This is a genomic window from Streptomyces griseorubiginosus (genome assembly GCF_017614965.1).
GTDB lineage: Bacteria > Actinomycetota > Actinomycetes > Streptomycetales > Streptomycetaceae > Streptomyces > Streptomyces griseorubiginosus_B.
The window spans coordinates 1-10,986 of sequence record NZ_WVUG01000295.1 but is presented as its reverse complement, the minus strand read 5'-3'; the positions used below and the strand labels follow the sequence as shown (position 1 = coordinate 10,986).

At 68.7% G+C, this 10,986-nt stretch carries 9 protein-coding genes; 1 reads left to right on the top strand and 8 read right to left on the bottom strand.

Annotated elements, in window-relative coordinates:
• The 8 genes from GRC12_RS35805 to GRC12_RS35770 all read right to left on the bottom strand — a co-directional run.
• The coding region (locus tag GRC12_RS35805; protein ID WP_208784183.1) for a pyridoxal phosphate-dependent aminotransferase at nucleotides 1–1,250 on the bottom strand (1,250 nt) is incomplete at its 3' end.
• A 185-nt stretch (nucleotides 1,251–1,435) separates the two neighbouring features.
• Nucleotides 1,436–2,593 (bottom strand): aldose epimerase family protein, encoded by a 1,158-nt coding sequence (locus tag GRC12_RS35800; protein ID WP_208784182.1) that lies wholly within the window; start codon nucleotides 2,591–2,593, stop codon nucleotides 1,436–1,438.
• Between the two features lie 53 nt (nucleotides 2,594–2,646).
• Nucleotides 2,647–3,909: a multiple monosaccharide ABC transporter permease gene (mmsB, locus tag GRC12_RS35795; protein ID WP_208784181.1), complete on the bottom strand. Its 1,263-nt coding sequence runs from the start codon at nucleotides 3,907–3,909 to the stop codon at nucleotides 2,647–2,649.
• Nucleotides 3,906–5,459 carry a multiple monosaccharide ABC transporter ATP-binding protein gene (gene mmsA, locus GRC12_RS35790; RefSeq protein WP_208784180.1) on the bottom strand — a complete coding sequence of 518 codons (1,554 nt, stop codon included), beginning with the start codon at nucleotides 5,457–5,459 and terminating at the stop codon, nucleotides 3,906–3,908. The genes mmsB and mmsA overlap by 4 nt, the downstream gene beginning before the upstream one ends.
• A gap of 32 nt (nucleotides 5,460–5,491) precedes the next feature.
• Nucleotides 5,492–6,601 carry a multiple monosaccharide ABC transporter substrate-binding protein gene (chvE, locus tag GRC12_RS35785; RefSeq protein ID WP_208784179.1) on the bottom strand — a complete coding sequence of 370 codons (1,110 nt, stop codon included), beginning with the start codon at nucleotides 6,599–6,601 and terminating at the stop codon, nucleotides 5,492–5,494.
• A 138-nt stretch (nucleotides 6,602–6,739) separates the two neighbouring features.
• Nucleotides 6,740–7,711 carry a hypothetical protein gene (locus GRC12_RS35780; protein WP_208784178.1) on the bottom strand — a complete coding sequence of 324 codons (972 nt, stop codon included), beginning with the start codon at nucleotides 7,709–7,711 and terminating at the stop codon, nucleotides 6,740–6,742.
• A 109-nt stretch (nucleotides 7,712–7,820) separates the two neighbouring features.
• A complete protein-coding gene (locus tag GRC12_RS35775) occupies nucleotides 7,821–8,825 on the bottom strand; it encodes a zinc-dependent alcohol dehydrogenase (protein WP_208784176.1) in 1,005 nt (334 codons plus the stop codon).
• Nucleotides 8,822–9,979, bottom strand: a complete 1,158-nt coding sequence (locus GRC12_RS35770; RefSeq protein WP_208784174.1) for a mandelate racemase/muconate lactonizing enzyme family protein — start codon at nucleotides 9,977–9,979, stop codon at nucleotides 8,822–8,824. Before GRC12_RS35770 ends, GRC12_RS35775 begins: the two co-directional genes overlap by 4 nt.
• A gap of 258 nt (nucleotides 9,980–10,237) precedes the next feature.
• On the opposite strand from GRC12_RS35770, the gene GRC12_RS35765 reads away from it, so the two are divergent.
• Nucleotides 10,238–10,986 (top strand): SCO2400 family protein (locus tag GRC12_RS35765; protein WP_208784172.1); only part of this gene is annotated, 749 nt, incomplete at its 3' end.

The following is a 10,986-nucleotide window of genomic DNA, read 5'->3' as shown; positions in this document are numbered from 1 at the left end:
CCCGAACCGCCGGCGGCCATCGCCGCGAGTCCCTGCATGCCCGCCCCGTTGGTCGCGCTGACCAGGCGGTCCACGGCCGCCGTACCCGAGCTGTAGCTGGTCCCTGCGCTCAGCTCGGGTACGGCAGCTCCCCTCCTGGTCCCGTAGAGCACCTGTTCCAGGCCGGACACCAGGCGACGCACGTCCACCTGGGGGCGCACCACGAGTCTCAGGAAGCGGCTGGACGAACCGATCTTGTTGCCGCATTCACGGACCAGGATCCGGTGCTCGGTGAGCATCCGGTCCCGGACCACGGTCCCCTCGGCGCCGACGGGCAGACGCACGAAGAGGAAGTTGCCCTGGGAGGGGTAGACGGTCAGGCCGGGGAGCGCGGACAGCTGGCCGCCCATGTCCAGACGGTCCCGGCGGATCTGCTGGAGGCTCTGCGCGTACTCCGCGCCGTGCTCCTTGAGCATGAACACCACGTGCTCGGCGAAGGAGTTGAGGTTCCACTTCGGCAGCATCGAACGCACCCGCCCGGCCAGCGCCGGGTTGGCGACGAGGTAGCCGAAGCGTATGCCGTGCAGACCGAAGTTCTTGCCGAGGCTGCGCAGGACGATCACGTTGGGCCTGAGCATGGCCTCCTGGACGACCGACGGGTCGGCCTCCGCGTCCGCGAACTCCAGGAACGACTCGTCGATGACGATCAGGTCCAGGTCGGCCATGGCGTCCATGAACTGCACGAGCCGCTGCTTCTGCAGAAAGCCGCCGTCGGGGTTGTTCGGGTTGCAGATCACCGCGACCCGGGTGCCGCGCTTGCGGATGAACTCGGCGTACTGGGCCAGGTCCAGGGCGAAGCCGCCCGACTCCTGCAGCGGGAACATGTCGACCCGCTTGCCGGTCTCCATGGGCTGGTCGGTCCAGCGGCCGAAGGTGGGGACGGGGATGGCGAGGGACTCACGGACCAGCAGGTGGTCGATCCAGGTGATCAGCTCGGTCGAGCCGTTGCCCATCGCCACGCACTGCGGCGGAAGTTGCAGCAGCTCGCACAGTTCGGACGTGATCGTGTCGGCGCTGCTCGGGTAGTAGGTGACGATCTCGCGCAGCCGCGCCGCCATCTCCTCGAACATCGCCGGGGTGGGGAAGTACGGATTGCACGGAATGCAGAAGTCCACGGGGCCGGTCCCGTCGCCGCCCTCACGCGTCAGCGCCGCCATCGACGGGCTGTGTGCCGCGTTGCTGCGGAACAGCGAGGTGACGTTGTCGGCCATGGAACCTCCGTATGGGGCGGGCCCGGTGGGGACGACCGGGCCCGTCGTGTCAGGTGGCCCGCGCGGGGGAGCACGGGCCACCCATGGATACGGAGTCGCCTGAGGCGCCGTTCAACGGATGTGAAACTAGTGTGACTTCGGGAACCGGACGCTCCTGTTCTACGTCCCCGGCCCGGTGCCCTCCGTCACACGCCGAACGAGTGGACCGTCGACGTCCGGTACGTCTGTCCCGGGCGCAGCACCGTCGACGGGAAGTTCGGGTGGTTCGGCGAGTCCGGGAAGTGCTGCGTCTCCAGGCACAGGGCGTCGCCCTGGCGGTAGGTGTGGCCGCCGGTGCCGGTGAGGGTGCCGTCGAGGAAGTTGCCGGAGTAGAACTGCAGGCCCGGCTGGTCGGTGGCGATCCTCAGGGTGCGGCCGGAGCGCGGGTCGCGCAGCGTCGCCACGTGCTCGGGCCTGGACGTGGTCCCCTTGTCCAGGACCCAGTTGTGGTCGTAGCCCTTGGCCTGCACCTGCTGGACGTGGCCGGCGCGGATGTCGCGGCCGATCGTCTTGGTCTTGCGGAAGTCGAACGGGGTGCCGGCGACCTTCGCCAGCTCGCCGGTCGGGATCAGGCCCGAGTCGGTGGGCGTGTAGCGGGAGGCCTCGATCGTGAGCTCGTGGTTCTCGATCGTGCCGCTGCCCTCGCCGGCCAGGTTCCAGTAGACGTGGCTGGTGAGGTTGACGACGGTGGCCTTGTCGGTGGTGGCCTCGTAGTCGATGCGCCAGTCGCCGTGCCGGGTGAGGGTGTACGTCACCTTCGCCCGGAGCGTGCCCGGGTAGCCCATCTCGCCGTCGATGCTGGTGTAGTGCAGGTGGAGGCCGACGTCGGAGCCCTTGGTGAACGGCTCGACGTCCCAGATGTGCTTGTCGAAGCCCTGGGTGCCGCCGTGCAGGTGGTTGACGCCGTCGTTCACGGACAGCTGGTAGCTCTTGCCGTCCAGGGTGAACTGGCCCTTGGCGATGCGGTTGCCGTACCGGCCGATCAGGGCACCGAAGTACGGCGTCTTGGCGACGTAGTCCTCGATGTTGTCGAAGCCGAGGGAGACGTTGGCGTGCTGGCCGTGCCGGTCCGGGATCTCCAGACCCTGGACCACACCGCCCCAGTTGAGGACCTTCAGCCGCGTCCCGCCGTTCTCCAGCGACCAGCGGTAGACCTTCGTGCCGTCGGCCAGCTTGCCGAAGAGCTCCTTCACCGGCTTCTTCCTGCCTCCCGGGGCTGCCTCGGCCGTACCCGCTCCGAGGGTGGTCGCGGCGAGTCCCGCCGCCGCGGCTCCTGCGATGACCGTGCGTCTGTTCAGTTCCATGTGCGGCTCCCTTGGAAGGGTGGGGCCCCGCCGCTTCGGGCGGGGCCCGAGCTTTACGAACCGGACTTGCGCTTGTTCCAGACGTCGAAGCCGACCGCGGCCAGCAGGGCGAGGCCCTTGATGACCTGTTGCCAGTCGGTGCCGACGCCGAGGAGGTTCATGCCGTTGTTCAGCACACCGAGGACGAGACCACCGATGATCGCGCCGAGGACGGTTCCCACACCGCCGCTCATGGACGCGCCACCGATGAACGACGAGGCGATCGCCTCGAGTTCGAAGTTCAGGCCCGCCTTCGGCGAGGCCGCGTTCAGACGGGAGGCGACCACCAGACCCGCCAGGGCCGCGAGCACGCCCATGTTCAGGAAGACGTAGAAGGTGACCTTCTTGTCCTTGACGCCGGACAGCTTCGCGGCCGGCAGGTTGCCGCCGATCGCGTAGATGTGCCGGCCGAAGACCGCGTTGCGCATGACGTAGCCGTAGCCGACCACCAGCACACCGAGCACGATCAGGATGATCGGGGCGCCGTTGTAGCTGGCGAGCAGCATGGTCAGGGCGAGGATCGCGGCGACGATGGCCACCAGCTTGAGCAGGAAGAGGTTCCTCGGCACCACCTCGAGGGAGAACTCCGCCTGCCGCCGCCGGTCACGGACCTCCTGCCACACCACGGCCACGATCAGCACCAGGCCGAGCAGCAGCGTGATGTTGTGGTAGTTCGTGTTCGGGCCGACCGCCGGCAGGAAGCCGTTGCCGAGCTTCTGCAGACCGTTCGGGAACGGGCCGAGGGTCTGGCCCTTGAGCAGGATCTCGGTCAGACCGCGGAAGAGCAGCATGCCGGCGAGTGTGACGATGAAGGACGGTATGCCGAAGTAGGCGATCAGCACGCCCTGTACGGCACCGGCCACCGCGCCCATCAGCAGGCACAGCACCAACGCGACCGGCCACGCCACCCCGTGACTGACCGTCAGTACGGCGGCGAACGCGCCCACGAACGCGGTCAGTGAGCCGACCGAGAGGTCGATGTGCCCGGCGATGATGACCAGCATCATGCCGATCGCCAGGATCAGGATGTAGCTGTTCTGCAGCACCAGGTTGGAGACGTTGCGCGGCAGCAGCAGGTCCCCGCCCGTCCAGACCTGGAAGAGGACGACGATCAGGCCCAGCGCGATCAGCATGCCGTACTGGCGCATGTTGCGGCGCAGCCCGCCCAGCACCAGCTGCACCAGGTCGAGCACCAGGTGCGCCAGGCCGCCGCCGCCCGAGCCGTCCTTGCCCGGCGGCGGGGCCGCCGAGACCTTGTCGGTGACGTCCGTGCTCATCGCGATACCTCTTTGTCCTTTGTCATGTGGCGCATCAGCACTTCCTGCGTGGCCTCGGCCCGCGGAACCTCACCCGTCAGCCGCCCGGCGGCCATCGTGTAGATGCGGTCGCACATGCCGAGCAGCTCGGGCAGTTCGGAGGAGATGAAGACGACCGCCTTGCCCTGGGCGGCCAGCTGGTCGATGACCGTGTAGATCTCGTACTTGGCGCCCACGTCGATACCGCGCGTGGGCTCGTCCAGGATCAGCACGTCCGGACCCGCGAAGATCCACTTGCTGAGGACGACCTTCTGCTGGTTGCCGCCGGACAGCTTGCCCACCGGCTCGAAGACGGTCGGCGCCTTGATGTTCATGGACTTGCGGAAGCCCTCGGCGACCTGCCGCTCCTCGTGCTCGTCGACCACGCCCCGCTTGGCGACCTTGGTGAGCGCGGTCAGCGAGATGTTGCGGTTGATGGTGTCGATGAGGTTGAGGCCGTAGTGCTTGCGATCCTCGGTGACGTACGCGATGCCGTTGTCGACCGCCTCCGAGACGGTCTTGGTACGGATCTCCGTGCCGTCCTTGAGGACCGTGCCGCCCGCGTACCGGCCGTAGGTGCGCCCGAACACGCTCATCGCCAGTTCGGTGCGGCCGGCGCCCATCAGGCCCGCGATGCCCACGATCTCGCCGCGGCGCACGTTGATCGAGACGTCGTCGACCACCTTGCGCTGCTGGTCGATGGGGTGGTGCACGGTCCAGTTGCGGATCTCCAGCGCTGGCGCCGCCTTCGGGTCCGCCGCCTCGTGCGGGGTGCGCTCGGGGAAGCGGTGGTCGAGGTCGCGGCCGACCATGCCGGAGATGATCCGGTCCTCGGTGGTCTCCGCCGCCTTCACGTCGAGCGTCTCGATGGACCGCCCGTCGCGCAGGATGGTCACCGAGTCGGCCACCTTGCGGATCTCGTTGAGCTTGTGGGAGATGATGATCGAGGTGATGCCCTGGTTCTTCAGCTCCAGGATGAGATTGAGGAGTTTGTCGCTGTCCTCGTCGTTCAGGGCCGCTGTCGGCTCATCCAGGATGAGCAGCTTGACCTTCTTCGACAGCGCCTTCGCGATCTCCACCAGCTGCTGCTTGCCCACGCCGATGTCGGCGACGCGGGTCTCCGGGTGGTCCTCCAGACCGACCCGGCGCAGCAGTTCGGTGGCGTGCCGCAGGGTCTCCCGCCAGTCGATGAACCCGCCCTTGGCGTGCTCGTTGCCGAGGAAGATGTTCTCCGCCAGGGAGAGGTACGGCGACAGCGCCAGCTCCTGGTGGATGATCACGATGCCCCGGTGCTCACTGGCCCGGATGTCCTTGAACTCGCAGACCTCTCCCTCGAAGAGGATCTCGCCCTCGTAGGAGCCGTGCGGATGGACGCCGGAGAGCACCTTCATCAGGGTGGACTTGCCGGCGCCGTTCTCCCCGCAGATGGCGTGGACCTCGCCCTGACGGACGGTCAGTGTGACGTCCGACAGCGCCTTGACGCCGGGAAAGGTCTTGACGATAGAGCGCATTTCCAGGACGGGTCCCGCCATGGTCGTGCCTTCCAATCAGTAGGTGGGCGGGGTTACTTGAGTTCGGCGTCGGTGTAGTAGCCGCCCTTGACGAGGACGTCCTCGTAGTTGGTCTTGTCCACGCTCACCGGCTGCAGCAGCATGGCGGGGACGACCTTGGTGCCGTTGTCGTAGGTCTTGGTGTCGTTGGTCTGGGGCGTCTTCTTGTTGAGGACGTCGTCCACCATGGCCGCGGCCACGTCGGCGAGCTTGCGGGTGTCCTTGTAGACGGTCTGCGTCTGCTGGCCCGCGATGATCGACTTCACCGAGGCGAGCTCGGCGTCCTGGCCGGTGATGACCGGCAGCGGCTTGCTCGCCGAGCCGTAGCCGTCCGACTTCAGGGCGGCGAGGATGCCGATGGAGATGCCGTCGTACGGCGAGAGGACCGCGTCGACCTTGGCGCTGGAGTACGTGGAGGTCAGGATGTCCTCCATGCGCTTCTGGGCGGTTGCGCCGTCCCAGCGCAGGGTGGTGACCTGGTTGAGGGCGGTCTGCTTGGACCTGACCACCAGTTGCTTCTTGTCGATGTACGGCTGCAGCACGCTCATCGCGCCGTTGAAGAAGTACTTGGTGTTGTTGTCGTCGTTGGAGCCGGCGAACAGCTCGATGTTGAACGGGCCCTTCTTGCCCTTGTCCAGACCGAGCTTCTGGATGATGTACGTGCCCTGCAGCACGCCGACCTTCTCGTTGTCGAACGAGGCGTAGTAGTCGACGTTCTTGGTGCCGAGGATGAGGCGGTCGTAGGCGATGACCGGGATGTTGGCCGACGCGGCCTCCTGAAGCACGTTGTTCAGGGACTTGTTGTCGATGGCCGCGATGATCAGGCCCTTGACGCCCTGCGTGATCAGGTTCTCGATCTGCGAGACCTGGGTGTCGGGGTCGTCCTCGCCGTAGACCAGCTTGGTCTTGTAGCCCTTGGCCTTGAGGTCCTTGACGACGTTGTTGCCGTCGGCGATCCAGCGCTCGGAGGACTTGGTCGGCATCGCGATGCCGATGGTCCCGCCCTTGGTGTCGGCCGCCTTCTCCTTGCTGCCGCCCGAGCTGCTCTGCCCGCAGGCGGACAGCGTGAGGGCGAGCGAGGCGGCGCCGGCTATGGCGGCGAGTGCGGCTCTGCGAGTACGCATGATCATCATCCTTGATGTGTGGGTGGGGACGGGACTCGGCCTGGCGATGCGTAGACGCTTGAGGCGGTGCGGGAGACCGAGGGTTTGTGGGATTCTGTTGGAGTACGTCCTCTTTTGTGAAGAGGTGTTTCCGGAACGTTATGCGGTGGTTTCGAACCGGTTGAGCGTTCCGGGCAGCCGGGAGCCGAGGGGTGCCATGTCGCCCTCGGCTCCGTGCCGGGCGAGCAGATCCAGGGCGAGCCGCCCCCGTCGCACCCGCTCCCGCGCGGTGGCCAGCGTCAGGTCCCGCAGATGGTGCCCGTACGGGTAGATGCCGGGGCTCTTGGACAGGCCGAACTTCAGGTACAGCGGTGCGCCGCGGCGGATGAGCTCGGCGACCTCGTACATCCGGACGTAGCCGCCGAGGTCGTCGGGGGCCTCGATGTACATGTCCATGGGGGCGGCCGACACCCGCCGGATCTCGGTGAGGTGATCCAGCGTCAGGTCGCTGGGCACGTTGAGGGAGTCGGCGCCGAGCCGCTCGTACACCGCGTACGAGGCGGGGTTGACCGGGCCGATCAGTGCCGAGACCTTCAGCGTGGTGTCCGCCGGGATGATCCCCGCCTCGCGCGCCCGGTGCAGTGTCCACAGCACGCCCTCGTCGGCGACGAGCAGGCACTTGACGCCCAACTCCGTTGCCCGCACGGCGTCTTCGACGCATCCCGCGACGGCGTCGTGGCCCCGGGCGCGCAGTCCGGCCCCCCGCGAGTCGGAGCGCACCGAGCCGCCGATGTCCCAGGTGCCGCGCGGACCGGTGAACAGGCAGAGCTCGATGTCGCGTTCGGCCGTCGCCGCGACCATCTCGGTGATCTCGGCGTCGGTCAGCATCCACACCCCGCTGCCCTGGCTGATCCGGTGGATGGGCACGTCCAGGAGCGAGGACTCCTTGAGCACGACGGCCAGCGCTTCGGGCCCCTCGCACGAGGGGATCTCGGTGCGCCACCTGCCGCCGCCGGGGAAGGTGTGCGGAGAGGCGTCGGCGGGGTCGAGGGCGGGCGCGCCCAGACCGAGGGCGGTGAGCACCTGCTCACCGGGTCGGCGGGCCGCCGAGGCGGAAGCGTCGGTCGTCACAAGCTGTCCTTCGTGTTCGATATTTCGGACGAGGTTCGCGGCTCAGGTCATGGGGGGCTGGTGTACGCCGGTACGGAGACCGTCAGGTCGCCCCCGTACCGGCGTACGTCTAGGGGCGGAGCAGCACCTTGCCCACCTTCGGATCGCCGGACCCCACCAGCTCGATCGCCTGCGGGAACTCCTCCAGCGGCAGCTCGTGCGTGACCAGGGGCAGGGGATCGAGCAGCCCGGCTCCGAACACCCGCACCGTGTGCGCCCAGGCGTCCGGCGGTGCCCCGAAGACGGTGTGCACCTCCAGCTGCCGTACGACGAGATCGGTCGGGTCGAGACCCTCGGCGCCCGGCGCCGGGATGCCCGTCAGGACCAGGCGTCCGCCGCGCCTGAGCAGGGAGGCGGCGGTGCGCGCGGCGGACGCGGACCCGGCGGTCTCGATCACCACGTCGAAGTCGTCGGGGAGCTCCTGGTCCTTCGTGCGGAAGTCGGTGGCACCGAAAGCTTTCGAAAGCCCCGCCCGGTCGGGCCGCGTCCCCACCACCAGCAGCTCCGCCGGGGAGCCCGCCTTCAGGAACTGAACGGCGAACATCCCGAGCGTCCCCGTGCCCACGACCGCGACCCGCTCACCCGGCAGCGCGTTCGCCTTGAGCGCGGCGGCGGCGATACAGGCGGCCGGCTCCAGGAGCGCGGCGGCCGTCAGATCGGCGTCGTCGGGCAGGACGTGCAGCAACCGGGCCGGCAGGGTGAGCGTGGCGGCCATGGCGCCCGGCTCGGTGAACCCGGTCTCCTCGTACCCGGCCGTGCACAGCGTGGTCTCGCCCGCATGACAACGATCGCAGACCTGGCAGTTGCGGAAGCCCTCGCCGACGACCTTGCGGCCGACAAGACTCGAAGGCACCCCGGCCCCGACCGTCTCGACCGTCCCGGACCACTCGTGACCCGGGGTGACCGGGTAGCGGACGTACCCCTCGGGCCGGTTGCCCTGGTACACCTCGCGGTCGCTGCCGCAGATGCCGACCGCGTGGACGCGGACCAGGGCCTCGCCGGCCTCCGGCGGCCGAGGCGTGTGCTCGGTGAGCCGGTGCTCGCCGGGCGCCTCGATGACGACGGCGCTGCTCACTTGGTGCCCTTGGGCTTGCGCTGCTCCCAGCCCTCGGCCCACAGGTCGAAACGCGCCTGCTGCTGCGGGAACTCGGCGGCCGCGTCCACGTCCAGCTCGACCCCGAGACCCGGCGCGTCGGAGAGGTGGAAGTAGCCGTCCACGACCTCCGGCGCGCCCTTGACCACCTTCTTGATCTCCGCGTCGGCGAAGTCGTTGAAGTGCTCCAGGATCTTGAAGTTCGGGGAGGTGAAACCGACCTGGAGCGAGGCGGCGGTGAGCACCGAGCCGCCCACGTTGTGCGGGGCGACGAGCATGTAGTGGGTCTCGGCGGTGGCGGCGAGCTTGCGCGTCTCCCAGATGCCGCCGATGTGGCCGACGTCCGGCTGGATGATGTCGACGGCCTGGCTCTCGAAGAGCTCGCGGAACTCGATCCGGTCGTGGATGCGCTCACCGGTGGCGACCGGGATGTCGACCTTGGCGGCGACCTTCTCCAGCGCCTTCAGGTTCTCCGGCGGGCAGGGCTCCTCCAGCCACGCGGGCTTGAAGGGCGCCAGCTCGTTCGCCAGCCGGACGGCGGTGGCGGGGGAGAAGCGGCCGTGCATCTCCAGCATCAGCTCGGCGTCGGGGCCGATCGCGTCGCGCACGGCCTCGATCAGGGAGACCGCGTACAGCGTCTGCTCGTGGTCCAGCTCGAAGTGGCCGGTGCCGAAGGGGTCGATCTTCAGCGCCTTGTAGCCGCGCTCCATGACCCCCTGGGCGGCCTTGTGGTAGGCCTCCGGCGTCCGCTCCGTGGTGTACCAGCCGTTGGCGTACGCCTTGACCTTGTCGGTGACCTTGCCGCCCAGCAGCTGCCAGACGGGCACGCCCAGGGCCTTGCCCTTGATGTCCCAGCAGGCCATCTCGATCACCGCGATGCCGGACATCACGATCTCACCCGCGCGGCCGTAGTCGCCGTACTTCATCCGGCGCACGAGGTCTTCCACCGCGAACGGGTCGGAGCCCAGAATGTGGTTGGCCTCCGCCTCACGCAGATAGCCGATCAGCGCGTCGGTGTGACCGAGCATCCGGGTCTCGCCGACTCCCGTGATCCCTTCGTCGGTGTGCACCTGGACGTAGGTCAGGTTGCGCCAGGGCGTCCCGACCACGTGTGTGCTGATTCCGGTGATACGCACGGAGATTGCCCCTCAGCTGTTCGATATTTCGTCACACGTTCGAAATGCTGGCGTGACAGTAAGGACGGGGTATGGGGAGTGTCAATGGGTCGAACGCATAACAGTTTCGACACCGCTTTCGGTGCGGCTTTCGACGGCGGTTTCGGGGCGATCGGGAAGGATGCCTCAACTCGCCACGCCGCAACGGGTCGTTCACCACACAACCTTCACAGGCGTGCCTAGGAACGTGACCGGTCAGGAACTTAGTCTTCCCGCGTCATGGACTACTGCCACCCGTGCCGACGGCACCTCAACGGCGCCCTCGCCTGCCCGGGCTGCGGCGCGTCCCTCGAAGAGCTCCGCGCGCAGACGGAACACGCGCGCGTGCCCGCGTACGACGGCTACGGCGACGAGAGCCCGTACGACGACGAGGACGACGGCACCGAGGGTGGCGGCACGGAGGGCGACGGCACCGAGGACCACGGCACCGAGGACGACCACCGGGAGGCGGCCGCCCCGACCGGGGGCCGGGCGGCGCGGCGCGCGCAGAGCCGGGGGCGTGGACGCGGCCGGGCCGGCCGCGGCGCGGACGCGGAGGAGGCCGACGCGGCCGGTTCCACGGGTCCCGGGGGTGCCGCGAGCCGGCGTGACCGCAAGGCCGCGGCGCATCGGCGCCGACGTCGGCGGACGCTGCTGGTCGTCACGGCGGTCGTGCTGGCGGCGGGCGGACTCAGCCTCGCCGAGCTGGGCATGGACGCGCCCTTCTCCACCCCGAACCCGGCCGCGGCCGGGGGCGACTCGGCGGACGGCGACGCCTCGAAGGAGGCGGACACCACCGCGAAGCCGGCGGCCGACAGGACGGCCACGGGCGCTCCCGCGTCCACCGCCGACCCCTCGGCCTCCCCGTCGCCCTCGAAGTCCCCCAAGGACGAGCCCAAGGACGACAAGCCCTCCCAGGGCGCCCAGTCCGCGACGGTCACCACCCGTCCGAGCACCCCCGCCTCGACCGGTCCGGCAGCGACCCCCAC

Excerpts from the sequence above, each read along its gene's own strand:
- mmsA (WP_208784180.1), bottom strand. The coding sequence starts at position 5,459 with ATGGCGGGACCCGTCCTGGAAATGCGCTCTATCGTCAAGACCTTTCCC.
- GRC12_RS35800 (WP_208784182.1), bottom strand. The coding sequence starts at position 2,593 with ATGGAACTGAACAGACGCACGGTCATCGCAGGAGCCGCGGCGGCGGGA.
- mmsB (WP_208784181.1), bottom strand. The coding sequence starts at position 3,909 with ATGAGCACGGACGTCACCGACAAGGTCTCGGCGGCCCCGCCGCCGGGC.
- chvE (WP_208784179.1), bottom strand. The coding sequence starts at position 6,601 with ATGCGTACTCGCAGAGCCGCACTCGCCGCCATAGCCGGCGCCGCCTCG.